The sequence below is a fragment of the Allochromatium tepidum genome (assembly GCF_018409545.1).
Lineage (GTDB): Bacteria > Pseudomonadota > Gammaproteobacteria > Chromatiales > Chromatiaceae > Thermochromatium > Thermochromatium tepidum_A.
The window spans coordinates 2,162,844-2,189,150 of the sequence record NZ_AP024563.1; the positions used below are offsets into that span (position 1 = coordinate 2,162,844).

The window sequence follows — 26,307 nt, forward strand, 5'->3', positions numbered from 1 at the left end:
GAGCGTCAATGAAGGATCAGCGTCTGCGATCGGCGGACACCGAATCCGTGCGTTTCTGCAACCGCGAGCGCAACGCCCGCTCCAGCGCGTCGAGCGGCGTCTCCAGGCGACCCTCGACCACGCCGATCACGGTCTCCAGGATACAATCATCGCGTTTCAGACACCTATCCACTTTTCATTCCAACCCACTTTCGGAGTCATCGTCCATGTCACACCCCCACTTCCAGGAGATCGCCGCGGGCATCTACTGCATCGAGACCGGACTCTATCGCCACGGTCTGGCCGCCGCTTATCTGGTGCGCTCGGGCGAGCGTCTGGCCTTCGTCGACACCGGACCGGCCAACGCGGCCCCGAACCTGCTGGCGACCGTCGCCGCGCTCGGACTGACGCCTGAGCACGTCGACTATGTGATGCCGACCCATGTGCATCTGGACCATGCCGGCGCCTCGGGTCATCTGATGGCCGCCTGTTCCAATGCACGTCTGGTCGCCCATCCCAAGGGCGCGCCGCACCTGATCGACCCGAGCAAGCTGATCGCCGGCTCCAGCGTCGTCTATGGCGAAGAGAACTTCGAGCGCGACTTCGGCGCCCCCCTGCCGATTCCGGCCGAGCGCGTCATCGTCGCCGAGGACGGACAGACCTTCGACCTGAACGGACGCACCCTGACCTTCATCGACACCCCAGGGCACGCCAATCATCACGGCTGCATCCTCGACAGCCGAACGCAGAGCTTCTTCACCGGCGACACCTTCGGCATCGCCTATCGCGAGTTCGACACCGCGAACGGTCCCTGGCTGTTCGCACCGACCACGCCGGTCGCCTTCGATCCGGAGACCTGGATCGCCAGTCTCGACAAGCTGATGACGCACGCTCCCCAGGCCATGTATCTGACCCACTATGGCCGTGTCGACCGCCCGGCCGAGCGCGTCGAAGCCGTGCGTCAGAGCATCCGCGACCTGGCCGAACTGGCCCTGCGTGAGGAAGGACGGCCCGAAGACGGACGACGGCAGCGGATCAAGGAATCGGTCACGGCGCATCTGATGCAGCGCGCGCGCGAGCATGGCGTGGATCTGAACGACGGCCATATCCAGGAGTTGCTGAGCGTCGATACCGAACTCAACGCTCAGGGACTGGAGGTCTGGCTCAAGCGGCGCGAGAAACGCACGGCAGGCTGAGCGCGGCGATCAGCGCTCCAGTTGCACGCCCTTGAGCACATTGAGCAACACGCCCAGCGTCGTGCCGTTGTGCAGCACGGCGCTACCCAGGGGCGGCAGGCGACCGCTCACCGCGCCGGCGAGGATCGCGGTATTCAGCCCGACTGCGGCGCGGAAATTGGTCCGGATCAGCCCCATGGTCTTGGCGGCGATCTCGCGCGCATCGGCCACGGCATCCAGCCGATCGTCCATCAGCAGGATATCCGCCGTCGCACGCGCGATATCCGCACCGCGCGGCATGGCGATGCCGACATCGGCCACGGTCAGTGCCGGTCCATCGTTGACCCCGTCGCCGACGAAGGCGACCTTAGCTCCTTCGGCTTGCAACGCCTGCACCAGCGCAGCCTTGTCTTCGGGCACGACCTCGGCATGGATGGCATCGAACCCGAGTTCACGCCCCAGCGCCTCGGCCATGACGCGCCGATCACCCGAGATCATCACCAGCCGCTCGATCCCCAACCGCCGAAGACGCGCCAGCGTCGCCGGCGTCTCGGCGCGCAGGGTGTCGCGCAGCGCGATCAAGCCCACCGGACCGCGCTCATTGGCGACATACAGCAGCGTCTTGCCCTCGGACTGAAGCCGTTCGATCCGCTCATCGAAGGGCGAGAAATCGAAGCCTTCATGCGACTGGAGATAGTGACGGCTGCCGATGACCAGGCGTCCGCTCGCCAACTGCGCCGAGACGCCATGCGCGACCAGATACTCGATCTCGCCATGACTGACGTGCGGCAGATTGCGATCGTGCGCGGCCTGGACCACGGCATTGGCGATGGGATGACTGGCGTGCTCCTCGATCGAGGCCACCAGTGCCAGCAGATCGCGCTCGCTGCAGCCGGCCTTGGGTTTGAGCACCTCAACGTCTGTAACCATCAGCTCGCTGTGGGTCAGGGTGCCGGTCTTGTCGAACACGACCGTGTCGACCTCGGCCAGCTGCTCGATGGCATCGCCTCCGCGCATCAGCACGCCATACTCGGCCGCGCGCGCCATGCCGGACTTGATGCCGATCGGGGTACCGAGCTTGAGCGCGCAGGCATAGTCGACCAGGAACACCGACTGCACCCGGCGCGGATCGCGCGTCACGGCATAGACGGCGGCGGCCGTGCCCAGAGTCAGGTTGACGCGCTGATCGGCGAGCCGCTCGGCCTCGCGCTGGGAGAACGAACGCTTGGCGAGCGCCTCGCGGATGAAGCGTGACACCCGCGCGGCCGTGGTGTCGGCGCCGACCTCGGTGGCCTCGATTCGCAAGCGCCCCTCGATGACCACGGATCCGCCGAGCGCGCGGCGGAACGGCTCCTTGCGTACCGGCGTGTGCTCGCCGGTGATGGCGGACTGATCGACCAGCGCCAGCCCCTCGACCACGCGCCCATCGATCGGGATCTGCTCGCCGGCGCCAACCGCCACCAGATCGCCGACGCGCACTTCGCTACCAGGTATCCGGATCAAGCGACCGTCACGCTCGACCCAGGCCGGCGCCGGATCCGGATGCAACAGCCGCTGCAACAGACGATCGGACTGACGCACCGTGCGCCGCTCCAGATAGGCGCCGAGTTCGAGCAGCAGCCCGGTGACGGTGGCGGCATAGACCTCGCCGCGCGCGGCGGACAGTCCGATCGCCAGTGCATCCAGCACCTCGACCTTGACGCCCTCGTTGACCAGCGTGTCCAGACCACGCGCCAGCGTCGGTCCGACCTTGAGTGCCGTCAAACCCAATTTCAGGGGCGCCGGCAGGATCGGCAGCAGGGCCAGCGTGAGCACCGAAGCGGCCAGCGGCGCCAGCTCGCTCTCAGACTCCTCGCCCGTGTCAAAGGTCTCGTCAGGCTCCGGCTCGCGATAGTCGTCGAGCCGCCGCAACACCGCCTCGCGGTTCGTCGTCAGTGGATCGAACTCGACGATCAGCGAACGGCTCGCGCGGCTGGCCTGGACGCCGAGCACGCCGGGCAGCGCCTCCATCCAGGCTTCGAGATCGCCCGGTCCATGGCCGGGCGCACCGAGTCGCGGCAGACGCAGACGCAGACGTCCGGGCAGTTCATGAACGATCCGATACGAGAGCACGGCGGCGGCTTGGGACACGGGTCAACTTCCTAGATATGAACGACGAACGCCGGATCAGTCGGAATCCTGACGTTGACTGGCGTGATGGACCTCGGCCTGGGCGTCGCCGAAGCGCTCCTTGATCTCCTCCAGACCACCCTGCAACAGCGACCAGGCCTGGACCACGCCCTTGATGGCGGTGCGCTGGACCTGCTCGTTGGTCAGCAGATAGGTCGCAGCGGCGCCGATCAGCAGCCCCTTGAGGAAACGGTCACGCGGCAGGATCGAGGAGGACTGGGCGCGTTGCGGCAGGCCCTGGTAGACAGACATCTGGGCCTGATAGCCGTAACCGGCCGACTGCCCCCAATGCGGAGCGGCCGCCGGACCCTGGCCGGCCGGCGGCGGTGTCTGTCCCGGCATCTGTTGCGACATCCAGGGGCCTTGACCCAGACCATAGGAACGATTGTCTTGATTCATGAGGATTCTCCGGAAGTCTTGCGATCAGTGGTAGACAGAACCGTCGTACCAGCGGAAGCGGGCGTCGCACGGCGCTGGAACAGACCGCGCAGCAGCAGAACCAGCGCCGCGCCGGTCAGAGCGCCGCCGATGCCCTCGACGAGATTCTTGCGCACGCCATGCTGATGGCGCTGACGTGTATCAGGCATGAGGGTTCTCCCGACCTTCGGTCCAATTGGACAGTCCATAGAGCACCGCCGAGCCGGCCAGGAACAGCAGACCGAGCCGCGATAGTCCCTGATCGGTGAGGCTGGAGGCGATAGCGCCGCCGGCGGCGGTCGCCAAACCGGCCGCCACCGCACTCTTGCCGGTCTCCAGCACGGCACGTTGCGGTGTCTGCCCGCCCTCCTGCACCTGGCGCAGTTGACGCGAGGCGGCGAGACTGGCGCCGACGACCGCCCCCAGGGTCGCCAGACGCATCAGGTTCGCGCAGTCCGGTCCGGCGGGGTTTGGCGGGGCCGGATACAGGGGATCGAATCTGTCGTGGCTGTAGTCATGTGAACTCATGGGGCCGCGTCCGTTTTGTCGGTCTTGGCGCCCGCGCCGAACAGGGCCGACTGAACCGAGCCGTTGGTCAGGAGCAGCACGGCCGCCGCGCCGACCAGAGCGCCCTTCCAGAAATCGATGTCGTCGAGATCGAGCATCCGGGTCAGACTCGACAGACCGCTGCCGCCGCCGGCCACCTCGTTGACCAGATCACTCACCCTGGCCCCGTGACCATGCCCTGCGCCCGCGTGCCCCATGCCGGGCTGTCCGGCGTTTCCGCTCGGACCGGGCGTCGGCTCGACATAGCCGTATCCGGGAGGCGGCATGGCGCCTGACCAATAGGGCGCGGCATTCGGCGGCGGATAATAGCCGTGCGGCGGATAGGGATAGGGGTACGGATAGGGCGGCGCGGAATGGTAGCCCGGTCCTGGTCCGGGACCGCCGACGGGGGCCTGATGATAGGGGGCGCTTGCTTCGCTCCGGCGCGCATCCGGCTCGGCGCCGCCGGCCTGCCCCTGACTCCAATGATCCGAGCCGGAGCCGGAATCCGGCGTGTTCTTCGCTTCTTGATGGTGTTCGCTCATCGGTTCCTCTGCGGGTCGTTGACGGTTCCCAGACGTGATGGCGCCCAATGCGGCCAACCAGGATCCAACAGGGGACATAGCTTAAACAGACTGCTCGCAAAATGTAAATAAGATTAAATGCTATTTACATCCAGCTTCGAATCCACTATAAAACTTCCATGGTTTTCGCCCTCAACGCCTTGAGAGTGTCCTGGTCATGCCGAGTCCTGTGAAGACGATGGAGTTAAAGCCCAAGCAACTGGAGATCCGCCACCAGATCCCCGGACGGATTCGGTTGCATGTTCCGGCACTGCGGGACGATCCGCAGCTGAGTGAGCGTCTGACGCGCGCACTGACTCAGATCGAAGGGGTGCGTGGTGTGCGCTGGAATCCGGCCTGTTCCAGTCTGGTGGTGTGGCACCGGCGAGCCGGGCCGCTGACTCAGGCGGAATTGGATCAGGTGCTGTATCCAGTGCTCCATCGCGCGGCCGCACGCCGACCGGCGCGGATCGAGTCAAGCCGCGCGGCGCCCGAGGCGCTGAAGATACGCACAGCACTCGCCAAACGACTCCCCTCCCCTACGCGGGCGCAATCTCTCGTCGAGACAACGGCGAACTGGCGTTCCCGGCTGGTGCGGCCGACCTCCTGGCGCCTGCCGTTGCCGATGCGCCTCTCCGCCGCGCGCAAGGTCGCGACGACACCGGCGACCAAACCTGTCTGTCGGCTCTGTCAGCTCAAACTGACGCTGGCGCGCTGGATCTTTGCCGATATCTGGCGTTGCTGGACGAATGAGCTGACGACGCAGCGTACCCAGGCGCGTTGAGCGATCGCTGAAATCAGGACTTGCATTCTCCTTTTTTGCTCATAAAATGAGAATGCATCGCATTTAATTTTCATTTCCAGGCATCACCGAGCGAGGTCTCCATGCATCACTCGATCCATCATGTCCCCGGTCGTTTGCGTGTCCGTTCAGCGGCATTCCGGTGCCGGCCCGGAACAGTCGATTCCGCACAAGCGCAACTGCGCGCACTCGACGGCGTCGAGCAGATCCGCTTCAACCGCGCCGCCGGTAGTCTGGTCATCCATTACGATCCGGCACGCCTGGATCATCATCGACTGCTGGAGATGCTCAAAGAGACGGGCTGCGCCGATCTGTCGTCGGCGAGTGAGGCTGTGATCTCGAAGGCGGGTGCCCTGTTCGGCAAGGCGCTCGTCGGGGCGGTCGTCAACAAGGCCGTCGAGCGCTCGGCCTTCCGTCTGGTCAGCGTGTTGCTGTAAGCGAGGAAGCGTGTTCCCGGCGACGAAGGCGCCGCTTCGTCAGCCGAGTCTGAAGCAACAGATCCGGGCACCTCGGTGCGGAAATCCGCTGCCGTCCCGAGGTGTCCGGATTTTTTAGTCGACGAGCCGGTATCCGGCCCCGCAATAGGGACAGACGGCCTCGTGATGCGGGTCGTCCTCGATCGGCAGATAGACCCTGGGATGCATGTTCCAGACCGGAGCGTCCGGACGGGGACAACACAGGGGGAGATCCCGGCGGGTGACTTCGATCGGCGGCGACTCCTGGAGCGTCGCCGTGGCTTTGCTCGGCATGGTTGCGACTCCTCTCGTTGTGATGCGAATGCAGAGACGGTCTCGATCCGATCCTCGGGCGTTCGATGGGCATCGCGACGCTCTGCCCATCCGACGAATCAGGGCTTGACCGACAACGGCCTCAGACCAGTGCGAGCCACTCCGGGTGCTGTTCGCGCCGCCCGTGGACCTGATCGAAATAGAGCATCTGCAAGCGCTCGGTGATGGGGCCGCGCGTACCGGAACCGATGGCGCGTCCGTCGATCTCGCGGATCGGCGTCACCTCAGCCGCCGTGCCGGTGAAGAAGGCTTCGTCGGCGATATAGACCTCGTCGCGGGTGATGCGCTTCTCGACCACCTTCAGTCCCAGTTCCTCGCACAGCGTCATCACGGTGCGGCGGGTGATGCCGTCGAGCGCCGAGGTCAGATCCGGGGTGTAGAGCACGCCGTCGCGCACGATGAAGATGTTCTCCCCGCTCCCCTCCATCACGAAGCCCGCGGCATCGAGCAGCAGCGCCTCGTCGTAGCCGTCGCGCAGGGCCTCCTGGAGCGCCATCATCGAGTTCATGTAGTTGCCGTTGGCCTTGGCGCGGCACATGGTCGTGTTGACGTGATGACGGGTGAAGGACGACACCTTGATACGGATGCCGTTGCGCATGTTCTCCTCGCCGAGATAGGCGCCCCAGGACCAGGCGGCGACCATGCAGTGGACCTTGAGGTTGTCGGCGCGCAGTCCCATGCCCTCCGAGCCGTAGAAGCACATGGGGCGGATGTAGGCCGATTCCAGCCCGTTCTCGCGCACCACGGCGCGCTGGGCGGCGTTCAGCGTCTCGCGATCCCAGGGCATGGGCATGCCCAGGATATGCGCCGAGCTGAACAGGCGGTTGGTGTGCTCCTCCAGACGGAAGATGGCCGTGCCCGCCGCCGTCGGATAGGCCCGGACGCCCTCGAAGACCCCCATGCCATAGTGCAATGTGTGGGTCAGTACGTGGATCTTGGCCTCGCGCCAAGGCACCATTTCGCCGTCCAGCCAGATCAGACCGTCACGGTCCGCCATCGTCGCCATGTGTCTTAACTCCGCTAGGCTCGGGATGCTGCGTCCCGAGTTCGATCTTTGAGAAGGGTCCGGGACCGACCAGCGCGCCCGGCGTCAGTCGTCCATCAATTCCTGCCACAACGCCCGCACGCGCTCGCGTTCGGGCCGCAGCTCGTCGTCGGCCACGGTTTTGGGCTGCTCGCGCAAGGCACTGCGATGATAGGCCGCACGCAGCGACTTGTAGGCCTCGGTGAGATCCTGGGCACAGTGCCCCGGAAGCAGATCGAGCCGCGCCAGGGTGTCGAGCAACCGCACGTTGTCGGTCCAGTCCGCGAGCGCCGGCTGGTCGGCCGCCCAGCGCAGGACAGCGTATTGAACCATAAACTCGATATCGGCAATACCGCCCGCGCCCTGCTTGAGATCGAAACGGCCCTCGCCGCTCCTGTCGAGGTTCTCGCGCATCTTGGCGCGCATCTCGCGCACATCGCGCCTGAGCTGATCGGGATCGCGTTCGCGACACAGGATGGCGCGGCGGATGTCTTCAAAGCGCGCGGCCAGTCCAGGATCTCCGGCGACCGGACGCGCACGCACCAGGGCCTGATGCTCCCAGGTCCAGGCGCTTTCGTTCTGATAATGCTCGAAGGACTTCAGCGAGCGCACCAGCATCCCCTTGGTGCCGTCCGGACGCAGTCGCATGTCGACCTCGTAGAGCTGACCCGAGGGGGTGCGCGTGGTCATCATATGGATGAGGCGCTGGCCGAGCCGGGCATAGAACTGCTCGTTACTGATCTCCTTCGGGCCGTCGGTCATGGCGTTGACCGAATCGCTGCCGTGCAGGAACACCAGATCCAGATCCGAGCCATAGCCCAGTTCGATGCCGCCGAGCTTGCCGTAGCCGAGGATCAGGAAGCCGCTGTCCTCGCCCTCGATGGCGGTCGGACGGCCATGACGGGCGACCAGATGGGCGTATGAAAGATCGAGCACGCGCCGGACCGCGACCTCGGCGATCTCGGTCAGATAGTCACTGACGACCATCAGCGCAATGGTTTCGGTCAGATCGGCGGCGGCGACGCGCAACTGATTGCCATGAGCGAACTGGTGCAGCCGCTCCATCTGTTGTTCCAGATCCTCGGCATCGACATGGGCGAGCAGCGCGTCGAGTTCGGCCTCCAAACTCTCGCGACGCAAGGGCGCATAGAGTCGGCGCGGGTCGAGCAGTTCGTCGAGCAGCAGCGGATGGCGTCCGATCTGATCGGCGAACCAGGGGCTGAGACTGGAGAGCCGGATCAGATGGGTGAGGATCAGCGGATGTTCGGCGAGCATCGCCAGATAGGCACTGCGGCGCACGATGGCTTCGAGTACGCGCAACACGCGCTCCAGCGCCGGATCGGGATGGGTGCATCCCGCCGCGACACAGAGGACATGCGGCATGATCAGGCTCAGACGTTCGTGTCCGCGTGCACTCAGCCCCTTGCGCACACAGGCGTCGCGGAACTGCCGGACGCGGGTGCGGACGCCCTCGGGATCGGCGAAACCGGCGCGTTCGAGCAGTTCCAGCTCGTGAGCGGGGTCGCGGTCGCCGTGCCAGACGGCGCTCAGGGGCGCGTCCTCGACCTCGCTCTCGGTGGCCGGCAAGGCGAAGACGGCGTCGAACTGCTCCTGGACCAGCCGGCGATGAGTGTTCAGGTCGACGATGAAGGACGCCCAATCCGCATAGCCCATCGAGCGGGCGAGCCGTAGCCGGCCGGGGCCGTCGTCCGGCAGGCGATGGGTCTGCTGGTCGCGGTGGGCCTGGAGCCGATTCTCGACCAGACGCAGAAACACATAGGCCGCATCGAGCTGGGCGACTGCCTCGGCCGGCATCAGCTCGCGTTGTGCCAGCAGCGCCAGCACGGCACGGATCGGGCGCACCTGGAGCTCGGGATCGCGTCCGCCACGCACCAGTTGGAACGCCTGGCCGATGAACTCGATCTCGCGGATGCCGCCGGGACCGAGCTTGATGTTGGCGTCCATGCCGCGCCGGTAGAGTTCCTTGGCGATCAGGCGCTTGAGTTCGCGCAACGACTCGAAGGCGCCGAAGTCCAGATAGCGCCGGTAGACGAAGGGGCGCAACATGGCCATCAGCTGTTCCATATCGTCGGGATCGCCGGCGACCGGACGCGCCTTGATCATGGCGTAGCGCTCCCACTCGCGCGCCTGAGACTGGTAGTAGTCCTCCATGGCCTGGAAGCTCATGGCCAGCGGCCCGACCTCGCCGAAGGGCCGCAGCCGGGTGTCGACTCGGAACACGAAGCCGTCGACGGTCTTGTTGGCCAGCGCCTGCACCAGACGCTGCCCGAGCCGGACGAAGAATTGCTCGTGGCTGAGCGGACGTCGCCCGCCCTCGATCATCCCCGGCTGGGCGAAGGCCAGGATCAGGTCGATGTCGGAGCTGAGATTGAGTTCGCGCGCCCCGAGCTTGCCCATGGCCAGCACCAGCAGCCGCAGAGGACGGCCGGACGAATCGCACGGCGTGCCCAGCTCGGCGCAGGTCCAGGGATAAAGCCGGTCGAGCGCGCCCCGGATGCAGACGTCGGCCAGCTCGGACAGGTCTTCCAGGGTCTCTTCCAGCGGGGCCAGGCCGGCGATGTCGCGCCAGATGATCCGCATCATCTCGCGGCGGCGGAACAGGCGCAGCGCCTTGTGGAGCGCGGTCTCGTCCTCGACGCCTTCCAGTCGCGCATCGAGTCGGGTCGCCAGATCATCGGCTGCATAAGTCCGAGCGAGGTCGCCGCTCGCGATCAGCTCGGCCAGATCGGCCGGATGCCGTGCAGCCGAGATCGCGACATACTCGCTCGCCTCCCACACCCGCCGCCGTGCCGACTCGAACTCGGGATCGTCCGGTGGGGTCAGACCCTGCTCGCCGGCCCAGTTGAGCCAGTCTTGCCAGTGGGATTCGGTCAGGGAGTCGGACGGTGCATCGGACATGGCTGGCTTCACAGTGCAAACGGTTACAGGGATTCGAGGCGATACTCGGCGCCGATCCGCACCTCCTGCCGGGGCGCGACTCGGATCACTTCGGAAGCGGCGTTGACGGTCTCGACACAGACAAAACGCCGGTAGTCCTCGTCGTCGAGGTCCGGCATCGACCGCGAGCCGACGATCCAGGGGTTCCAGACCACGCAGGTGTGACTGTTGTGGCTCTCGATGCGGATACGTCGGCTGAGCGCCTTGTCCTCGATTGTGAGGCACTGCGGCACAGACTCATAGATGCGGTTGACCTCGGCCTCGAGTCCCAGCGAACCGGACTGGACGCCGGCCGCATCCGGCGGCGCATCCGCCGCCTTGTCGAGATAGCGGCAGCCGTCGAGTCCGAGGACATGGGTCTGAGCCGGGTCGCCGATCTTGAAATAGGCGTGCAGCCCCTGAGTAATCGTGAAGGGTTCGTCACCGGCATTGCGGGTCGTGAGCGACACCGACAGGGTCGCACCGACCGTCACCTCGACCCAGAGATTGAAGTAATGCGGCCGGAGCGCGCGCGTCGACTCATCGTCCGCCAGCCCGAACCGCACCCAGATCGCACCATCAGGCCGCATCTCACACGCCGGCACCGACCAGTCCCGCAGACGCGCAAAACCGTGGATGATCCGCTCCGGGTCGTCGGGATCGCGCCCGAACCAGGGCCAGCAGATGGGCACACCGCCCTTGATCTCCTGATCCGGCGCGAAATAGGCGCGCTCACTGACGAACAGCAGATCGTCGCGCGCCTCGGCCGGGCGATAGGACAACACCTGAGCGCCATGCGCGGTCAGGGTCGCCCGCGCCAGGCCGTTGTCGACCTCGATCAGCGTCAGACCGCCCTGCCCCTCGACGAAGCGCAGGACGTTGGGGAGTGCGAAGGCTGCATTCAGGGCATCGAGATCCATGTATTTTGCCTCATTGGTTCCGGCATGGCCCTTCGCGCCCCATCGCCTCGCTAGCGACCTGGGTCAGAAAGGCCGAACGGCTCAGATGACGAGCCTTGGCATGCGCATCGATGCGCTGGAGCAACCGTCGCGGCACCCGGATATGGATCTTCTCGGTCGGTCCGAAATAGCGCTCGATCGGCGCATCGATCACCACCCACACCGCCCCGGCGAAATCCGGATTGGACTGATGCTCGGCGAGCGGGCGCGGACAGGGGACGGCGTCTCCATCATCCATCAGCAACTCGACATGGGCATCGATCGCCTCGTAAGCGTTCTCGATCGCCTGATCCAGACTCTCACCCGCCGAGAAACACCCCGGAAGATCGGGCACCGTGACCCCATAGGTCACACCATCATCAGTATGTAGGGCCAATGCCAATCGCATAACTCACTTCCAGGGCCAGCCGGCCTGACGGTAGATGCTGCGCAGGGTCGGCAGCGGAATATCGGTTTTCGGATGCGGCACCGTGACCAATCCCGGCTGTCCGGGCCGCCGGAACTGATGATGCGAGCCTTTCACGCGCACCAGCACCCAGCCGTCGGACTCCAGGCGCTTGATCACATCGCCGCTTTTCATGGTGGAGCGCCTAAATCATCAGCCGAGCCTCGCGCGATCGTCAGACGATGGCACGAGGCCGGCCGGTTTTGCCCTCAACCTGACTTCAAGGCCGCATGCGCCGCCGCCAGACGCGCGATCGGTACGCGCGGACCCGAGCAGCTCACATAGTCCAGCCCGGCCTGATGACAGAAGGCGATCGACCCCGGATGCCCGCCATGCTCACCGCAGATGCCGACATGCAGATCGGGCTTGACCGCCCGCCCCCAGTCCACGGCCAGTTGCATCAGCTTGCCCACACCCTTGACGTCGAGCACATCGAACGGATTGTCCTGCAGGATGCCCGACTGATTGTAGAGCGGCAGGAACTTGTTCTCGGCATCCTCGCGCGAGAAGGAGAAGGTCGCCTGGGTCAGGTCATTGGTGCCGAAGGAGAAGAACTCGGCTTCCTCGGCCAGCGAGTCGGCGCGCATACAGGCGCGGACCACCTCGATCATGGTACCGAACTTGAACTTGACCGGCTTACCGTAGCGCTCGGCCACCTCGGCATGGATGCTGTCGACATAGGCCTTGACCTTGCGAAGCTCCTGAGCGGTACAGACCTGCGGCACCTTGATCTGCGGATGGACCTCGATGCCCGACTTGGCGCATTCGGCGGCCGCCTCCAGGATGGCGCGCACCTGCATCCGGTAGATCTCGGGGAAGGTCATGCCGAGCCGCACGCCGCGATGTCCGAGCATCGGGTTGGTCTCGTAGAGGGCGCGCACCTTCTTGAGCATCGCCTCCTTCTTGGCGATCGCCTCCTCGACCACGGCCGGATCGAACATGTGACGCGCGGTCTCGACCTCGCGGCGCAGACTCTCGGAGGCATGCAGCAGCCCCATGGCGCCGGCCAGCACGGCAACGCCGCGCGCGCTCTGCGCCAGCACCCGCAGCTCGGACAGCTCGCGTTCGAGCACATGCTCGTCGGGCAGGAACTCGTGGATCGGCGGATCGAGCAGACGGATGGTGACCGGATTGGGCGACATCACCTCGAACAGTTCGCGGAAGTCCTTGCGCTGCAGGGGCAGCAGCCGGTCGAGCGCTTCCTGACGCGCCTCCGGGGTCTCGGCGACGATCATCTCGATGACGATCGGCAGGCGCTCGACGTCGTTGAACATGCGCTCGGTGCGCGCCAGACCGATGCCGACCGCGCCATAGCGCCGCGCGCGGCGGGCGTCGTCCGGGGTGTCGGCATTGGCCAGCACCTTGAGCTTGGCCACTTCGTCGGCCCAGCCGAGCAGGATGTGGAGTTCGGGCGTGAAGTCCGGCTCGACGGTCGGGATCGCGCCCAGATAGACCTTGCCCGAGGTGCCGTCGATGGTGATGACGTCACCCTCCTTGAAGCTGGTCAGTCCGACACGCGCCTCGCGCCGGTCGATGTCGACGCTGATGCCCTCGGCGCCGGCGACACAGGGCTTGCCCATGCCGCGTGCGACCACGGCCGCATGCGAGGTCTTGCCGCCGCGCGAGGTCAGGATGGCTTCGGAAGCGAAGAAGCCGTGGATGTCCTCGGGCTTGGTCTCCTCACGCACCAGGATGACCTTCAGCCCCTGCCCCTTGCCGAGCTGCTCGGCGCGGTCGGCGTCGAATACGGCGATACCGGAGGCCGCGCCCGGCGAGGCCGGCAGACCCTGAGCGACCGCTTCGGCCTTGACGTTCGGGTCCAGACGCGGGAACAGCATCTGTTCCAGCGACTCGGGCGCGATGCGCAACAGCGCCTGTTCCTTGGTGATGAGTCCCTCACGCTCCATCTCGACCGAGGTGCGCACCATGGCGACCGTGTTCATCTTGCCGTTGCGGGTCTGGAGACAGTAGAGCCGACCCTGCTCGATGGTGAACTCGAAGTCCTGGACCTCGCGATAGTGGGTTTCGAGCTTGTCGCGCAGCTCGTCGAGCTGGTCGGCCAGCTCGGGCATCTCGACCTTGAGCCGGTCGAGCGGCTTGGGCGTGCGGATGCCGGCGACCACGTCCTCGCCCTGGGCGTTGACCAGATATTCGCCGTAGAGCTTGTTCTCGCCGGTGGCCGGATTGCGGGTGAAGGCCACGCCGGTGGCCGAGTCGTCGCCGCGGTTGCCGAACACCATGGTTACGACATTGACCGCCGTGCCGTTGGCCATGTCCGGGGTGATGTTGAACTGTTTGCGATAGTCGACCGCGCGCTTGCCCATCCAGGAGTTGAAAACGGCCTTGATGGCGATCTCGAGCTGCTGATAGGGGTCGGTCGGGAAGGGGTGCCCCGTGGCGTCCTCGACCACCTTGAGGAAGCGTTCGCAGGTCTCGCGCAGGTCGCCGGCGGAGAGGTCGACGTCCTGTTTGGCGTGCGCGGCCTCCTTGATGGCGGCGAATTCCTTGTCGAAGGCTTCGTCCGGCACACCGAGTGCGACCTTGCCGAAGAGCTGGATGAAGCGCCGGTAGGCATCATAGCCGAAGCGCGGATCGTCGGTGGCGCGGATCACGCCTTGCAGGGTGTCGGCGTTCAGACCTAGGTTGAGGATGGTGTCCATCATGCCCGGCATCGACATGGCTGATCCGGAGCGCACCGAGACCAGCAGCGGATTGTTCGGGTCGCCGAAGCCCTTGCCGGTCTTCTGTTCCAGGGCGCGCATCTGCTCGTGGACTTGTTCGATCAGACCGGGCGGCAGGGCGCGCTTGGGGTCAGCGAGATATTCCAGGCAGGCCGCCGTGGAGATGACGAAACCGGGCGGGACGTTCAGCCCGATCTGGGTCATCTCGCACAGGTTGGCGCCCTTGCCGCCGAGTAGCTTTTTGTCCTTTCCATCGCCGTCCTCGAACGCAAAGACATACTGAGTCGTGGTGTCCATCAGTGGGGTCCGCCTCTTCTCTTTGGTTGGTGTGATGGGCTTGGCGCTCCGGGTGACATGCTGCCATATCCGACGCGCGGGGGGTATCTCGGATCGAAGTCGAACATTCGGCGCTGCCCTTTGCAACCCCTTCAAGCGTCCGGGTGGCTTATGGGCTCAGAACGTATCTCCAGCGATCCGAGTACCACTCAGCCATCGGTTATACTGCCTCATTCTCGCATCGCCCGACCACGAGCCTGAGCATCATGCTGGACAAGAACTACGACCCACAGACCCTGGAAGCCCACTGGTACCGCCACTGGGAGGAACGCGGCCATTTCGTCCCGACCGCGAGCGCGCGCGACGACGCCGCCGAGAGCAGCGCCTACTGCATCATGATCCCGCCGCCGAACGTCACCGGCAGTCTGCACATGGGGCATGCCTTCCAGGACACCATCATGGATGCCCTGATCCGCTACCACCGCATGAAGGGCGAGCGGACGCTGTGGCAGGCCGGAACCGACCACGCCGGCATCGCGACGCAAATGGTCGTCGAGCGTCTGATCGAGGCCGAGGGCAAGACCCGTCACGACTACGGACGCGACGCCTTCATCGAGCGCATCTGGGACTGGAAGGCCGAATCCGGCGGTACCATCACCCGCCAGTTGCGGCGCATGGGCGCCTCGCTCGACTGGGCGCACGAGCGCTTCACCATGGATGAGGGTCTCTCCGAGGCCGTGCGCGAGGTCTTCGTGCGGCTCTACGAGGAAGGCTTGATCTATCGCGGTAAGCGGCTGGTGAACTGGGATCCGGTGCTGCACACGGCGGTGTCGGACCTCGAAGTGCTGTCGGAGGAAGAGAGCGGCTTCATGTGGGAGATGCGTTATCCCATCGTCCAGCCGCCGGGCGCGTCCGGGCCGCAATATCTGGTCGTCTCCACCACTCGTCCCGAGACCATGCTCGGTGACTGCGCGGTGGCGGTGAACCCGGAGGACGAGCGTTACAAGCACCTGATCGGCGCCTTCGTCGAGCTGCCGCTGACCGGACGGCGCATCCCCATCATCGCCGACGAGCACGCCGACCCTGAGTTCGGCACCGGCTGTGTGAAGATCACCCCGGCGCACGACTTCAACGACCATCAGGTCTGGCTGCGCCATCGCGACGAGACCGCCATCGCCGAACAGCCGCACGGCGGCCTGATCAACATCTTCACCCCCGACGCCGCCATCCGCGCCAACGCGCCCGAGGAAGGTCAGTTGCTGCCGGCCGCCTATATCGGACTCGACCGCTACGAAGCCCGCAAGCGCATCGTCGCCGATCTCGAAACCGCCGGACTCCTGGCCGCCGTCAAGGATCACCGCCTCCAGCAACCGCGCGGCGACCGCTCGGGCGCGGTCATCGAGCCCTATCTGACCGACCAGTGGTACGTGCGCGTCGCCCCGCTCGCCGAGCCGGCCATCGCCGCCGTCGAGAACGGCGACATCCGCTTCGTCCCCGACAACTGGAAAAACACCTATTTCGACTGGATGCGCAACATCCAGGACTGGTGCATCAGCCGTCAGATCTGGTGGGGCCATCGCATCCCGGCCTGGTACGACAGCGAAGGCAACGTCTATGTCGGACGCTCCGAGGACGAGGTGCGCGCCAAACACGGCTTCGGCCCCGAGGTCGAACTGCGCCAGGACGAGGACGTGCTCGACACCTGGTTCAGCTCCGCACTCTGGCCCTTCAGCACCCTCGGCTGGCCGGAGGACACCGAGCGGCTCAAGACCTTCTATCCGACCTCGGTGCTGGTGACGGGCTTCGACATCATCTTCTTCTGGGTCGCGCGGATGATCATGATGGGGCTGAAGTTCATGGGGGACGTGCCCTTCCGCGAGGTCTACATCCATGGACTGGTGCGCGACAAGAACGGCGACAAGATGTCCAAGTCCAAGGGCAACGTCCTCGACCCCATCGATCTGATCGACGGCATCGATCTGGAATCCCTGGTCGAGAAGCGCACCAAGGGCATGATGCAGCCGCATCTGGCCGAGAAGATCACCAAGGACACGCGCAAGGACTTCCCCGACGGCATCCCGGCGTTCGGCACCGATGCGCTACGCTTCACCTTCGCTGCGCTCGCCACCACCGGACGCGACATCAAGTTCGACCTGCAACGCACCGAGGGCTATCGCAACTTCTGCAACAAGCTCTGGAACGCCTCGCGCTATGTGCTGATGAACACCGAGGGACAGGACTGCGGCTTGGGGTCGGAGCCGATCGAACTGAGCGCGGCGGATCGCTGGATTCGTGCCGAACTCGACCGCACCATCGGCACCGTCACCGAGTCCATCGACATCTACCGCTTCGACCTGGCCGCGCAGGCGCTCTACGACTTCACCTGGAATGAGTTCTGCGACTGGTATCTGGAGCTGTCCAAGCCGGTGCTGACCGGCGCGCAGTCCTCAGACGCCGCCAAGCGCGGCACCCGTCGCACCCTGATCCGGACGCTGGAGACCCTGCTGCGTCTGGCCCACCCGATCATGCCCTTCATCACCGAAGAGATCTGGCAGAAGGTGCGACCGCTCGCCGGGGTCGAGGGCGACACCCTCATGCTGGCACCCTACCCCACGCGCGATCCGTCCGCCGAAGACGCTCAGGCCGTCGGCGAGATCGACTGGGTCAAGCAGTGCATCCTCGGCATCCGGCGCATCAAGGGCGAGATGAACATCGCACCCGGCAAGCCGCTGCCGATCCTGATCGTCGATGCGACCGAGCAGGAACGCCGCTGGCTGGAGACGGCGCGGCCCTATCTGGACTTCCTGGCCCGTACCGAGTCGATCACGGTGCTCGACGATGAAGCTCAAGCCCCGGAGTCTGCGATTGCGCTGGTCGGGGCCATGAAGATCCTGATCCCGATGGCGGGCCTGATCGACAAGGAGGCTGAGTTGAAGCGTCTGGACAAGGAGATCGCGCGCCTGACCGACGACGTCGCCCGCACCGAGGCCAAGCTCGCCAACCCGGCCTTCGTCGACAAGGCCCCGGCGGCCGTGGTCGACAAGGAGCGGGCCAAGCTCGCCGATCACGCGGCGGCGATCGCCAATCTGCAAACGCAGCGCGACAAGATCACGGCGCTTTGAGAGGTCTGGAGACGTCGAATGGAACCGCGCCCCGCCAAGGGGCGCCGCGCACACGGCGGCGCGGCTCCGAACGCGGTTTGAGGCGAAAGGGAGGGAAAGATGGCGAACCGAATCGAGGTCAGGCCGTGACCCACTGCTCGAAGTTGTCGGTACTCTTTTCCTCGCCGTCGCTGTAACCGGCCTCATAGGCCTCGGTCAGGCGCTGTTCCTCGCGCTTGGGGTTCTGCAGAAAGCCGCACTGCCACCCTTGGATGTACTCGTCGTCGACGCCCAACTGTTCCATCTTGGTCACGGCATCGTAGTAGAACTGATTCATTTCCGGTCTCCGAGCAATGTCATTTGGTTGAGGGCTCAGTCGTCGGGAGACTTCGCCGACTCGATGTCGTTATGAAGGCGGGCCGATCGTCGCTGATTGCGGCCGCCCTGTCCTCTCTCGCTGCAACTCTCGGACGCAACGCCGTCCGGGTATGGGACGCGATCACGGGGACGAGAAGAGCGATAAGAATACAGCGTTTTTCTAATAGGCGACAAGTACGCTTGGACGAATGGCGCGCCGTGCCCGACTCCAGGATTCCAGGACCGACCGCGGCGAACGGACTTGCGAAGCGTCAAGGGTGCACGCATCTTGGCTGGAATCCGCCCCCTGCCCAACCGGAGGACTCGAACCCATCATGCGCCCCGCCCAACTGTTCCGCGTCCTGGATCGCGAATTCCTCAGCACGGCCGACGGCCATCATACGCCCGTGATGCTCTGGGGACCGCCGGGCGTGGGTAAGTCGCAGATGGTGGCCCAGATCGCCGCGCGCCATGCCGTGCCCGTGATCGACATCCGGCTGTCGCAGATGGAGCCGAGCGATCTGCGCGGCATCCCCTTCCGCCAGGGCGAGCGGGTCGAATGGGCCGTGCCCGCCATGCTGCCGGACGTCGAGCGCCACGGGCCGAGCGGCGTGCTCTTTCTCGATGAGATCACCTCGGCCCCGCCCGTGGTCTCGGCCGCCGCCTATCAACTCATCCTCGACCGACGGCTCGGCGAGTATCGCGTCCCGGACGGCTGGGCGATCTTCGCCGCCGGCAACCGCCAGGGCGATCGCGGCGTGACCTACAGTATGCCCGCGCCGCTGGCCAACCGCTTCTCGCACTTCGAGGTCGAGACCCATCTCGACGACTGGGCGGCCTGGGCCTATGCGAGCGGCATCGACGAGCGGGTCATCGCCTTTCTGCGCTTTCGGCCCGAACTGCTGTTCGACTTCGATCCGGCGCACAATCCGGTCGCCTTCCCCTCGCCGCGTTCCTGGGAGTTCGCCCATCGCGCGCTCAAGAAGTTCGAGGACGCGCGCGATCTGCTACAGGGCGCGCTGCAAGCCTGCGTAGGGCCGGCCGCCGGGATCGAGCTGAGCGCCTTCGTCGACAACCTCGACCAGATGCCGGATCTCGACGCCATCACGCGCGGCGAGCCGGTCGCCGTCCCGCGCGAGATCGATCTCCAGTACGCCGTCGCCGCCGCGCTGGTCGGACGGGCGATCCGTGCGCTCGAAACGCCGGACGGCCGGCGGGTCATCGGCCACATTCTCGACTATGCCGGACGCTTCCCCGAGCGCGAGATGGGCGTGATGCTGGTCTCGGATCTGCACCGGGCGATCGGCGGACGGCTGTTCGAGGTGCCGGCCTTCGCCGGCTGGGCGCAATCGGTCGCGGACGTGATGCTCCATGCCTGAGCCCTTGCCTTCGACCGCGCCCGATCCGGTCGCCATCGAGACCAAGCTCACGGCGGCACGCACCCGGCTGATCCTGGACAAGCCCTTTCTCGGCGCCCTGGTGCTGCGTCTGCCGCTGCGCGCGGCGGCGGGCGACTGGTGCCGCACCACGGCCACGGATGCGCGCGCCTTCTATTACAACCCGGCCTACATCGATGCACTGAGCCTGGAGCAGACCCAGTTCATGCTCGCCCACGAGGCCCTGCACTGCGCCCTGTCGCATTTCGCGCGGCGCGGCCATCGTCAGCGCCGGCGCTGGGATCTGGCCTGTGACTATGCGATCAATCCGCTGCTGATCGAGGACGGTCTGACACCGCCGCCGAACGCCCTGGTGATGCCGCTCTACCGGGGGCTGACCGCCGAGGAGATCTATCCGCTCATCGACGAACGTGACGACTCGGAGACGCTCGACACCCATGCCTATGATCGCGACGAGCGTCAGGGCGGCCGCCGGCGGCGTCCGGACGAGACGCCCCAGCGGCCCGAATCTCTCAGCGCCGACGAACGCGAGCGACTGGCCGTACAATGGCGCCAACGCCTGGCCGGAGCGGCCCAGCAGGCGCTCCAGGCCGGCAAGCTCGGCGGCGAGCTGGCGCGTCAGATCGACCATCTGCTCCAGCCCAGCCTGCCCTGGCGGATGCTGCTCGCCCGCCATCTGACGGCGATCGCGCGCGAGGACTACAGCTATCAGCGTCCCTCGCGTCGCGAAGGCGATTTCATCCTGCCGGGACTGCGCGGCCGGCAGGCCGAGCTGGTGGCGGCGATCGACACCTCGGGTTCGATCCAGGACGTCGAACTGAGCGAGTTCATCCGGGAGATCGACGCGCTCAAGGGGCAGATCCGCGCGCGCCTCACCCTGTTGCCCTGTGATCGCGTTCTCGCACCCGGAGCGCCCTTCCAGTTCGAACCCTGGGAAACCTTCGTGCGTCCCGAGCGTCTACAGGGGGGCGGCGGAACCAGCTTCAGACCCGTATTCGACTGGATCGACCGCCAGGACAGACGACCCGATCTGCTGGTCTACTTCACCGATGCCCAAGGCGAGTTCCCCGAGCGCGAGCCGTCCTATCCGGTGATCTGGCTGGTCAAGGGCCGCGCCCCAGTGCCCTGGGGACAGCGTATTCAGCTCAATTGAACCGCGTTCGGCACGAGACGACGTTTTTTCATCGATGATACGGATAGCCTCCCTCCCCCGCTTGGCACGGCCGATGGTCGCCTTCGGCGCCCTGCTGCTGGTCGGCCTGCCCCAACTCCAGGCCCAGGACTACCGTCTCCCCGACATGGGCAGTTCGGCCGACACGCTCATGACCACGGGAGCCGAGGCGCGTCTGGGTCAGGCCTTCATGCGCCGCGTGCGCGAGTCGCTGCCGGTCCTCGACGACCCGCTGCTGACCGACTACATCGAATCGCTCGGCAACACCCTGGTCGCCGCCGACCGCGACGCCACGGGACGCTTCAACTTCTTCGTCATCGACCAGTCGGTGATCAATGCCTTCGCCGGACCGGGCGGCAACATCGGCGTCTATGCCGGACTCATCCTCGCCGCCGAGACCGAGAGCGAGCTGGCCGCCGTCATGGCCCATGAGATCGCACACGTCACCCAGCGCCATCTGCTGCGCGCGCTGGAGGACCAGAGCAAGATGACCGTCCCGACCATGGCCCTGATGGTCGCCGCCGCCATCCTCGGCGCCCAGGTCTCGGGCGATGCCGGGGCCGCCGCGATGGTCGGCGTCCAGGCCGCCGCCCTGCAACGCCGGATCAACTTCACGCGCGAGAACGAGCACGAGGCCGACCGGCTCGGCATCACGACCCTGGCCAAGGCCGGGTTCGATCCCTATGCCATGGCCGGTTTCTTCGAGCGGCTGTCCAAATCCAGCCGCGTCTATGAGAACAACGCCCCCGAATTCCTGCGCACCCATCCGGTCAACGCCAACCGCATCGCCGAGGCGCTCGCCCGGGCCGACGACTTCGGCGCACGCCAGCGGCCCGACAGTCTGCGCTTCCAACTGGCGCGCGCGGCGCTGCGCGAACGCTCCTACAAACGCCCGGAACAGGCCGTCGCCCATTTCCGCGACACCCTGCGCGAAGGCCGGCATCGCAATGCCGTCGCCGAACACTATGGCTATGCACTGGCCCTGACGCGCGCGGGTCGGTTCGACGACGCCCGCGCCGCCCTAGCCACGGCGATGCAGTCGCATTCGAGCCTGCCCGAGTTCATCGTGCTGGACGCCCGGCTCGATCTCGAACAGGGTCAGGTCGAACGCGCCGTGCGTAACCTAGAACAGGCCGTCGATCTATCGCCGGGCCATTGGCCGCTGCGCGTGGCCTATGCCGAAGCGCTGATGAAGGCCAACCGGCCCGCGCCGGCCATCGATGAGCTGACCGCCGTTGCGCGACTGCGCCCCGGCAACCCCATGTTGTACGATAAGCTGGAACAGGCGGCCTTTCGCGCGGGCAATCAGGGGGCGACCCACCGCTTCCGCGCCGAGAAGCTCTATGCCGAGGGCGACCGCGAGCCGGCGATCCGTCAGCTCGAGATCGCACTGCGCCAGCGCGACCTCCCCTATCACGAGGCGGCGCGTATCCAGGCGCGGCTCGAAACCTGGAAAGAAGAAGAACGCGAAGCCAAACGCAAAGACAAGAGAGGAGAGAAACCATGATCGATGCCAAACGCCGGACACTCGTCAAAGGCTCGCTGGCCGCCGGAGCGGTCGTCGGCGCCGGACTGATCGCGCCGCGCGCCTTCGCCGATTGGAACGCAGCGGCCTTCCAGGCCAAGGACATCCCCACGGCCATGACCGGCCTGCTCGGCAGCGACGCCGCCGAGGTCAGCGACAGGATCAAGATCAAGTCCCCGGACATCGCTGAGAACGGCGCCGTGGTTCCGGTCACGGTCGAGACCGATCTGGAGGGCGTGACCTCCATCAGTATCATCGCGTCCAAGAACCAACTGCCGCTGATCGCCTCCTTCGAGTTCGTCGATCCGTCCGTAGTGCCCTTCGTCGCCACCCGCATCAAGATGGCCGAGACCGCCGACGTCATCGCCGTGGTCAAGGCGGGCGACAAGCTCTACAAGAACGCCAAGACCGTCAAGGTCACGGTCGGCGGCTGCTGATCGACCTCTCGCGCCTGTCTCTCAAGTATCCAAGACCGAATACCGAACACGAGGAGTCGAGACGATGTCCGATATCAAGATCCGCGCCAAGCTCGAAGGTGATGAGACCACGGTCAAGTGTCTGATGAGTCACCCGATGGAAAACGGCATGCGCAAGGACAGCAAGACCGAGCAAGTCATCCCGGCGCACTTCATCCAGGAGGTGGTGTGCAAGGTCAAGGGCACCGTGGTGATGAAGAGTGCCTGGAGCGGCGGCGTCTCCAAGAACCCCTATCTGTCGTTCAAGTTCAGGGGCGGCGCCGTCGGCGACGAGATCGAGATCGCCTGGACCGACAACAAGGGCGAGAGCCAGAGCCAGACCGCTCAGATCTCCTGATGGCGGATCGAACCGCAAAGGCGCATTCGCATTCTTTGCGGTTCGAACGTCAGAACTCGAACCCGGCCGGTTCGGGTGCATTGCGCAAGGGCGCCACCTCGACCTCGAACAGCGACTCACGCCGATAGTCATAGCGCCCGACACGGGTCACGCGCACGCACTCCATCGCCGGCGCCGTGCCCAGGATGCAGAACAGACGCCCGCCGATGGTCAGTTGATCGCGCAGCATCGGCAGTGCGTCCTCGGTCGGCATCGAACCCTTGACGGCGATCGCGTCGAACGGCCCACCGCTCACGGGTCCGGCCAAACCATCCCCCTCGCGCACCTCGACCCAATCGAACTTGAGCGCTTCGAGCCGCTCGGCCGCCTCGGCCGCCTGCGCCGGGTCGATCTCCAGACTGATCACGCGCGCACCGAGCCGGCTCAGACAGGCGGCGACGTAACCCGAGCCGGTGCCGATCTCCAGCGCCCGGTCGCCCGGCTGGACGGCGAGCGCCTGCAACAGATGACCGACCACCTTGGGCGCGAGCATGAGGGTGCCGTTGGAATTCGGAATCTCGATGTCGGCATAGGCCAGCGCCCGATAGGCGTCCGGCACGAAGCGCTCGCGCTCGACCGCGCCCATCACCTCCAGCACCCGGTCGTCGAGCACGCCCCAGGGCCGGATCTGCTGCCGGATCATGTTGAAGCGGGCCAACTCACTGCTGTTGTCCATGGAATGGATGTCCCCCGTCTGAGTTCATGTTTTTGGAAAAGCGACCGCGTCCGGCGAGACGCAGGGCGAATGATTATATAATAGGAGGCCAAGCAGCCGACCGAGTCGACGCTCGGCTCGGCCCATCCTTGTCAGCGGAGAGTTCCTTCATGCCCAGCGCCCCGAGCAAGTCGCTCGAAACCTTCCCCAATCCCCAGCCCGAGCGCGATTATACGATCCGCATCCGGGTGCCCGAATTCACCTGCCTCTGCCCCAAGACCGGCCAGCCGGATTTCGCCGAGCTGACGCTCGAATACGTTCCCGAGCAGAAGTGCGTCGAGCTGAAGGCGCTCAAGACCTATATCTGGTCCTATCGCGACGAGGGCGCTTTCCACGAGGCCGTCACCAACCGCATCCTCGATGATCTGGTCGAGGCGACCGCGCCGCGCTTCATGCGTCTGACCGCCGAGTTCAACGTGCGCGGCGGTATCTATACCACAGTCGTTGCCGAACACCGCGCGGACGGCTGGCAGCCGCCGGTGCCGGTCACACTGCCGTGAGCGGCCTGAACCGCCGCCACGTCACCGCCGGCCGGGTCGACTGACCCCGTGGCCAAGCGACGACTCTCTGAGCGCCAGATCGCGCGCATCCAGGCCATCCAGGAGCGCCGGCGCGAACGGCTCGCCGCGCGGCCCGAACGGGCGCTGGCCGAACTCGACGAGGAACTGGAGCCGGAGGAAGGCCGGGTCGTCGTCCGGCATGGCGCCAATCTGGCGGTCGAGGACGCGCACGGCCATCTGATCCACTGTCTGGCGCGCCGGAACATCGGTCATGTAGTGTGCGGGGATCGCGTCGTCTGGCAGCGTCTGCCCGATGGTCAGGGTGTGGTGACGGCCATCCTGCCGCGTATCAGCACCCTGAGCCGACCCGACTACAGCGGACGCGACAAGCCGCTCGCGGCCAATCTGACGCGGTTGGCCATCCTCATCGCCCCGGAGCCGGAGCCGAGCGGCTATCTGATCGATCAGTATCTGGTCGCAGCCGAGCTCATCGGCGTCGAGGCGATCCTGGTCGGCAACAAGATGGATCTGTTGTCGGGATCAGAGGAACGTGCGGCCTTCCAGGCGCGTTTCGCCCACTATGGCGCCATCGGCTACCGGACCTTCTGGATCAGTCTGCTCGAACCCGAGTCGATCGGCGGACTCGTCTCCGAGCTGGCCGGACAGACCAGTGTGCTGGTCGGCCAGTCGGGCGTGGGCAAGTCGTCGCTGGTCAAGCGGTTGCTGCCCGATCAGGAGATCCAGATCGGGCGTCTGTCACAGGCGACCGGACTTGGGCGTCACACCACCTCGGCGGCGACCTGCTATCGTCTGAGCGGCGATGGGTTTTTGATCGACTCGCCGGGCGTGCGCAGTTTCCGGCTCGGGGACATCGACCGCGCCGACCTCCAGCAGGGATTTCGCGAGTTCCGGCCGCATCTGGGGCGCTGCCGCTTCGGCGATTGTCGGCACGATCAGGAGCCGGATTGCGCGATTCGTCAGGCGGTCGAGGATGGGTTGATCGCCCCCGAGCGACTGGCCAATTTCCATCATCTGCTCGGCGACTGACTGGGTGAGTCCTGATGCGCTACTGGTTGATGAAATCCGAACCCGAAACCTTCAGCCTCGATGATCTCGCCGCGCGTCCGGGCCGGACCGAGCCTTGGGATGGCGTGCGCAACTATCAGGCGCGCAACATGATGCGCGACGAGATGCGGCCTGGGGATCAGGTCTTCTTCTATCACTCCAACTGCGCGGTTCCGGGGATCGTCGGGATTGCCGAGATCGCGGGCGAGCCGCGTCCAGACCCCACGGCCTTCGATCCCGAGTCGAGCCATCACGATCCCAAAAGCACGCTGGAGAATCCGCGCTGGCATCTGGTCGATGTGCGCTATGTCCGGCATCTGCGGCGCGTCATCCCGCTCGCAGAACTCAAGACCCATGCGGCTGGTGTCCTGAACGGACTGCCGCTGGTGCGCCAGGGCAACCGGCTCTCCATCATGCCGGTGACGCCTGAGCAGTGGGCCTTCATCCTTTCACTGGAATAGGCCGCTCAAAGCAGCCGCACGATACCGGACTCGGGCAATCCCAGCATTTGGACGCCGACCCTGAGCGCCTGCTCGGCGAAGCGGTCGAGATCGCCCCAGCCGTCATCGGTGTCGAGCGTCTCGGTCATGGCCTCGCTCACGACCCGCAGCCGATAGGCGCCGGCGGCGCGTTCGACCGGCGGTGTCGGCTCGGAGCAGACATAGAGCACGGGTTCGGCCTGCCCCTGGGCCACGAAGGCGAGGATATAGCGATAGCTCCGGCCATCGCCGCTCTCGATCTCGCCGAGCAGCGAGGCGGCATAGCGTCCGGCTTGATAGCGACGTTTGGGGATCGCGGTCTTGATGATCGGGCGTTCTTGCATATCGGCAACCCTCGTTGGCAAGCTCGATTTTCCTCCATAA

The 26,307-nt window shown here is 65.7% G+C and carries 28 protein-coding genes; 12 read left to right on the top strand and 16 right to left on the bottom strand.

Annotated features, from left to right (window positions below; genetic code table 11):
• Positions 1 to 16 precede the first annotated feature (16 nt).
• The gene (locus tag Atep_RS10460) at positions 17 to 172 is read right to left on the bottom strand and encodes a hypothetical protein (RefSeq protein ID WP_213378475.1); all 156 of its coding nucleotides are present in this window, start codon (positions 170 to 172) and stop codon (positions 17 to 19) included.
• 34 nt (positions 173 to 206) lie between these two features.
• Here Atep_RS10460 and Atep_RS10465 point away from each other — a divergent pair, with 34 nt between their 5' ends.
• Positions 207 to 1,175, top strand: coding sequence for an MBL fold metallo-hydrolase (locus Atep_RS10465; protein ID WP_213378476.1), 969 nt, complete (start codon positions 207 to 209; stop codon positions 1,173 to 1,175).
• A gap of 9 nt (positions 1,176 to 1,184) precedes the next feature.
• Here the strand turns inward: Atep_RS10465 and Atep_RS10470 are convergent, their stop codons facing one another.
• Genes Atep_RS10470 through Atep_RS10490 form a run of 5 tightly spaced genes read right to left on the bottom strand, consistent with a single transcriptional unit; the run spans position 1,185 to position 4,831 of the window.
• Positions 1,185 to 3,284: a heavy metal translocating P-type ATPase gene (locus tag Atep_RS10470; protein WP_236786127.1), complete on the bottom strand. Its 2,100-nt coding sequence runs from the start codon at positions 3,282 to 3,284 to the stop codon at positions 1,185 to 1,187.
• Between the two features lie 36 nt (positions 3,285 to 3,320).
• A complete protein-coding gene (locus Atep_RS10475) occupies positions 3,321 to 3,722 on the bottom strand; it encodes a hypothetical protein (RefSeq protein ID WP_236786129.1) in 402 nt (133 codons plus the stop codon).
• Positions 3,719 to 3,910: a carbon monoxide dehydrogenase gene (locus tag Atep_RS10480; protein ID WP_213378477.1), complete on the bottom strand. Its 192-nt coding sequence runs from the start codon at positions 3,908 to 3,910 to the stop codon at positions 3,719 to 3,721. Before Atep_RS10480 ends, Atep_RS10475 begins: the two co-directional genes overlap by 4 nt.
• Positions 3,903 to 4,268, bottom strand: coding sequence for a magnetosome protein MamC family protein (locus tag Atep_RS10485; protein WP_213378478.1), 366 nt, complete (start codon positions 4,266 to 4,268; stop codon positions 3,903 to 3,905). Before Atep_RS10485 ends, Atep_RS10480 begins: the two co-directional genes overlap by 8 nt.
• Positions 4,265 to 4,831 (bottom strand): hypothetical protein, encoded by a 567-nt coding sequence (locus tag Atep_RS10490; RefSeq protein ID WP_213378479.1) that lies wholly within the window; start codon positions 4,829 to 4,831, stop codon positions 4,265 to 4,267. The genes Atep_RS10485 and Atep_RS10490 overlap by 4 nt, the downstream gene beginning before the upstream one ends.
• Positions 4,832 to 5,048: 217 nt before the next feature.
• Here Atep_RS10490 and Atep_RS10495 point away from each other — a divergent pair, with 217 nt between their 5' ends.
• Together Atep_RS10495 and Atep_RS10500 are read left to right on the top strand one after the other, a co-directional pair.
• The gene (locus Atep_RS10495) at positions 5,049 to 5,633 is read left to right on the top strand and encodes an HMA2 domain-containing protein (RefSeq protein ID WP_213378480.1); all 585 of its coding nucleotides are present in this window, start codon (positions 5,049 to 5,051) and stop codon (positions 5,631 to 5,633) included.
• 101 nt (positions 5,634 to 5,734) lie between these two features.
• Positions 5,735 to 6,088 (top strand): HMA2 domain-containing protein, encoded by a 354-nt coding sequence (locus Atep_RS10500; protein ID WP_176977059.1) that lies wholly within the window; start codon positions 5,735 to 5,737, stop codon positions 6,086 to 6,088.
• A 114-nt stretch (positions 6,089 to 6,202) separates the two neighbouring features.
• On the opposite strand, the gene Atep_RS10505 is transcribed toward Atep_RS10500, so the two are convergent.
• The 7 genes from Atep_RS10505 to ppdK form a co-directional block, all read right to left on the bottom strand.
• Positions 6,203 to 6,400, bottom strand: coding sequence for a zinc-finger domain-containing protein (locus tag Atep_RS10505; RefSeq protein ID WP_213378481.1), 198 nt, complete (start codon positions 6,398 to 6,400; stop codon positions 6,203 to 6,205).
• A 121-nt stretch (positions 6,401 to 6,521) separates the two neighbouring features.
• The gene (locus Atep_RS10510) at positions 6,522 to 7,445 is read right to left on the bottom strand and encodes a branched-chain amino acid transaminase (RefSeq protein WP_213378482.1); all 924 of its coding nucleotides are present in this window, start codon (positions 7,443 to 7,445) and stop codon (positions 6,522 to 6,524) included.
• 84 nt (positions 7,446 to 7,529) lie between these two features.
• On the bottom strand, positions 7,530 to 10,382 hold the full coding sequence (glnE, locus tag Atep_RS10515) for a bifunctional [glutamate--ammonia ligase]-adenylyl-L-tyrosine phosphorylase/[glutamate--ammonia-ligase] adenylyltransferase (RefSeq protein WP_213378483.1): 2,853 nt from the start codon (positions 10,380 to 10,382) through the stop codon (positions 7,530 to 7,532).
• Between the two features lie 23 nt (positions 10,383 to 10,405).
• Positions 10,406 to 11,320, bottom strand: coding sequence for a D-hexose-6-phosphate mutarotase (locus Atep_RS10520; RefSeq protein ID WP_213378484.1), 915 nt, complete (start codon positions 11,318 to 11,320; stop codon positions 10,406 to 10,408).
• A 10-nt stretch (positions 11,321 to 11,330) separates the two neighbouring features.
• Complete coding sequence (locus tag Atep_RS10525) at positions 11,331 to 11,735, bottom strand: type II toxin-antitoxin system HicB family antitoxin (protein WP_213378485.1); 405 nt, start codon at positions 11,733 to 11,735, stop codon at positions 11,331 to 11,333.
• A gap of 15 nt (positions 11,736 to 11,750) precedes the next feature.
• Positions 11,751 to 11,939 (bottom strand): type II toxin-antitoxin system HicA family toxin, encoded by a 189-nt coding sequence (locus Atep_RS10530; protein ID WP_176977065.1) that lies wholly within the window; start codon positions 11,937 to 11,939, stop codon positions 11,751 to 11,753.
• Between the two features lie 74 nt (positions 11,940 to 12,013).
• Positions 12,014 to 14,782, bottom strand: a complete 2,769-nt coding sequence (gene ppdK / locus Atep_RS10535; RefSeq protein ID WP_213378486.1) for a pyruvate, phosphate dikinase — start codon at positions 14,780 to 14,782, stop codon at positions 12,014 to 12,016.
• A 245-nt stretch (positions 14,783 to 15,027) separates the two neighbouring features.
• Between ppdK and Atep_RS10540 the strand changes: the two genes are divergently transcribed.
• The gene (locus Atep_RS10540; protein ID WP_213378487.1) at positions 15,028 to 17,883 is read left to right on the top strand and encodes a valine--tRNA ligase; all 2,856 of its coding nucleotides are present in this window, start codon (positions 15,028 to 15,030) and stop codon (positions 17,881 to 17,883) included.
• Positions 17,884 to 18,001: 118 nt separating this feature from the next.
• On the opposite strand, the gene Atep_RS10545 is transcribed toward Atep_RS10540, so the two are convergent.
• A complete protein-coding gene (locus tag Atep_RS10545) occupies positions 18,002 to 18,199 on the bottom strand; it encodes an Alvin_2107 family globule sulfur oxidation protein (protein ID WP_091332410.1) in 198 nt (65 codons plus the stop codon).
• Between the two features lie 355 nt (positions 18,200 to 18,554).
• On the opposite strand from Atep_RS10545, the gene Atep_RS10550 reads away from it, so the two are divergent.
• The 5 genes from Atep_RS10550 (at position 18,555) to soxZ (ending at position 23,125) form a co-directional block, all read left to right on the top strand.
• Positions 18,555 to 19,598, top strand: coding sequence for an AAA family ATPase (locus tag Atep_RS10550; RefSeq protein WP_213378488.1), 1,044 nt, complete (start codon positions 18,555 to 18,557; stop codon positions 19,596 to 19,598).
• Positions 19,591 to 20,769 carry a vWA domain-containing protein gene (locus Atep_RS10555; protein ID WP_213378489.1) on the top strand — a complete coding sequence of 393 codons (1,179 nt, stop codon included), beginning with the start codon at positions 19,591 to 19,593 and terminating at the stop codon, positions 20,767 to 20,769. The genes Atep_RS10550 and Atep_RS10555 overlap by 8 nt, the downstream gene beginning before the upstream one ends.
• 73 nt (positions 20,770 to 20,842) lie before the next feature.
• Positions 20,843 to 22,294 carry a M48 family metalloprotease gene (locus Atep_RS10560; protein WP_213378490.1) on the top strand — a complete coding sequence of 484 codons (1,452 nt, stop codon included), beginning with the start codon at positions 20,843 to 20,845 and terminating at the stop codon, positions 22,292 to 22,294.
• Positions 22,291 to 22,749: a thiosulfate oxidation carrier protein SoxY gene (gene soxY / locus Atep_RS10565; RefSeq protein WP_213378491.1), complete on the top strand. Its 459-nt coding sequence runs from the start codon at positions 22,291 to 22,293 to the stop codon at positions 22,747 to 22,749. Before Atep_RS10560 ends, soxY begins: the two co-directional genes overlap by 4 nt.
• A 64-nt stretch (positions 22,750 to 22,813) precedes the next feature.
• Complete coding sequence (soxZ, locus tag Atep_RS10570; RefSeq protein WP_213378492.1) at positions 22,814 to 23,125, top strand: thiosulfate oxidation carrier complex protein SoxZ; 312 nt, start codon at positions 22,814 to 22,816, stop codon at positions 23,123 to 23,125.
• Between the two features lie 49 nt (positions 23,126 to 23,174).
• On the opposite strand, the gene Atep_RS10575 is transcribed toward soxZ, so the two are convergent.
• Complete coding sequence (locus tag Atep_RS10575) at positions 23,175 to 23,840, bottom strand: protein-L-isoaspartate O-methyltransferase family protein (protein ID WP_213378493.1); 666 nt, start codon at positions 23,838 to 23,840, stop codon at positions 23,175 to 23,177.
• Positions 23,841 to 23,989: 149 nt separating this feature from the next.
• On the opposite strand from Atep_RS10575, the gene queF reads away from it, so the two are divergent.
• From queF to Atep_RS10590, 3 genes are read left to right on the top strand one after another with little or no spacing between them, the layout of a single operon-like run.
• Positions 23,990 to 24,379 carry a preQ(1) synthase gene (gene queF / locus Atep_RS10580; RefSeq protein WP_213378494.1) on the top strand — a complete coding sequence of 130 codons (390 nt, stop codon included), beginning with the start codon at positions 23,990 to 23,992 and terminating at the stop codon, positions 24,377 to 24,379.
• Between the two features lie 48 nt (positions 24,380 to 24,427).
• Positions 24,428 to 25,426 carry a ribosome small subunit-dependent GTPase A gene (rsgA, locus tag Atep_RS10585; RefSeq protein ID WP_213378495.1) on the top strand — a complete coding sequence of 333 codons (999 nt, stop codon included), beginning with the start codon at positions 24,428 to 24,430 and terminating at the stop codon, positions 25,424 to 25,426.
• 14 nt (positions 25,427 to 25,440) lie between these two features.
• The gene (locus Atep_RS10590) at positions 25,441 to 25,905 is read left to right on the top strand and encodes an EVE domain-containing protein (protein WP_213378496.1); all 465 of its coding nucleotides are present in this window, start codon (positions 25,441 to 25,443) and stop codon (positions 25,903 to 25,905) included.
• Between the two features lie 5 nt (positions 25,906 to 25,910).
• Here the strand turns inward: Atep_RS10590 and Atep_RS10595 are convergent, their stop codons facing one another.
• Positions 25,911 to 26,267 carry a hypothetical protein gene (locus Atep_RS10595; RefSeq protein ID WP_213378497.1) on the bottom strand — a complete coding sequence of 119 codons (357 nt, stop codon included), beginning with the start codon at positions 26,265 to 26,267 and terminating at the stop codon, positions 25,911 to 25,913.
• Positions 26,268 to 26,307 lie beyond the last annotated feature (40 nt).

Excerpts from the sequence above, each read along its gene's own strand:
- Atep_RS10485 (WP_213378478.1), bottom strand. The coding sequence starts at position 4,268 with ATGAGTTCACATGACTACAGCCACGACAGATTCGATCCCCTGTATCCG.
- Atep_RS10555 (WP_213378489.1), top strand. The coding sequence starts at position 19,591 with ATGCCTGAGCCCTTGCCTTCGACCGCGCCCGATCCGGTCGCCATCGAG.
- Atep_RS10560 (WP_213378490.1), top strand. The coding sequence starts at position 20,843 with ATGGTCGCCTTCGGCGCCCTGCTGCTGGTCGGCCTGCCCCAACTCCAG.
- Atep_RS10520 (WP_213378484.1), bottom strand. The coding sequence starts at position 11,320 with ATGGATCTCGATGCCCTGAATGCAGCCTTCGCACTCCCCAACGTCCTG.
- Atep_RS10575 (WP_213378493.1), bottom strand. The coding sequence starts at position 23,840 with ATGGACAACAGCAGTGAGTTGGCCCGCTTCAACATGATCCGGCAGCAG.
- soxY (WP_213378491.1), top strand. The coding sequence starts at position 22,291 with ATGATCGATGCCAAACGCCGGACACTCGTCAAAGGCTCGCTGGCCGCC.
- Atep_RS10500 (WP_176977059.1), top strand. The coding sequence starts at position 5,735 with ATGCATCACTCGATCCATCATGTCCCCGGTCGTTTGCGTGTCCGTTCA.
- queF (WP_213378494.1), top strand. The coding sequence starts at position 23,990 with ATGCCCAGCGCCCCGAGCAAGTCGCTCGAAACCTTCCCCAATCCCCAG.
- Atep_RS10540 (WP_213378487.1), top strand. The coding sequence starts at position 15,028 with ATGCTGGACAAGAACTACGACCCACAGACCCTGGAAGCCCACTGGTAC.
- Atep_RS10475 (WP_236786129.1), bottom strand. The coding sequence starts at position 3,722 with ATGAATCAAGACAATCGTTCCTATGGTCTGGGTCAAGGCCCCTGGATG.
- Atep_RS10490 (WP_213378479.1), bottom strand. The coding sequence starts at position 4,831 with ATGAGCGAACACCATCAAGAAGCGAAGAACACGCCGGATTCCGGCTCC.
- Atep_RS10510 (WP_213378482.1), bottom strand. The coding sequence starts at position 7,445 with ATGGCGACGATGGCGGACCGTGACGGTCTGATCTGGCTGGACGGCGAA.
- Atep_RS10550 (WP_213378488.1), top strand. The coding sequence starts at position 18,555 with ATGCGCCCCGCCCAACTGTTCCGCGTCCTGGATCGCGAATTCCTCAGC.
- Atep_RS10495 (WP_213378480.1), top strand. The coding sequence starts at position 5,049 with ATGGAGTTAAAGCCCAAGCAACTGGAGATCCGCCACCAGATCCCCGGA.
- ppdK (WP_213378486.1), bottom strand. The coding sequence starts at position 14,782 with ATGGACACCACGACTCAGTATGTCTTTGCGTTCGAGGACGGCGATGGA.
- Atep_RS10590 (WP_213378496.1), top strand. The coding sequence starts at position 25,441 with ATGCGCTACTGGTTGATGAAATCCGAACCCGAAACCTTCAGCCTCGAT.
- Atep_RS10530 (WP_176977065.1), bottom strand. The coding sequence starts at position 11,939 with ATGAAAAGCGGCGATGTGATCAAGCGCCTGGAGTCCGACGGCTGGGTG.
- Atep_RS10480 (WP_213378477.1), bottom strand. The coding sequence starts at position 3,910 with ATGCCTGATACACGTCAGCGCCATCAGCATGGCGTGCGCAAGAATCTC.
- Atep_RS10545 (WP_091332410.1), bottom strand. The coding sequence starts at position 18,199 with ATGAATCAGTTCTACTACGATGCCGTGACCAAGATGGAACAGTTGGGC.
- soxZ (WP_213378492.1), top strand. The coding sequence starts at position 22,814 with ATGTCCGATATCAAGATCCGCGCCAAGCTCGAAGGTGATGAGACCACG.
- Atep_RS10465 (WP_213378476.1), top strand. The coding sequence starts at position 207 with ATGTCACACCCCCACTTCCAGGAGATCGCCGCGGGCATCTACTGCATC.
- glnE (WP_213378483.1), bottom strand. The coding sequence starts at position 10,382 with ATGTCCGATGCACCGTCCGACTCCCTGACCGAATCCCACTGGCAAGAC.
- Atep_RS10505 (WP_213378481.1), bottom strand. The coding sequence starts at position 6,400 with ATGCCGAGCAAAGCCACGGCGACGCTCCAGGAGTCGCCGCCGATCGAA.
- Atep_RS10595 (WP_213378497.1), bottom strand. The coding sequence starts at position 26,267 with ATGCAAGAACGCCCGATCATCAAGACCGCGATCCCCAAACGTCGCTAT.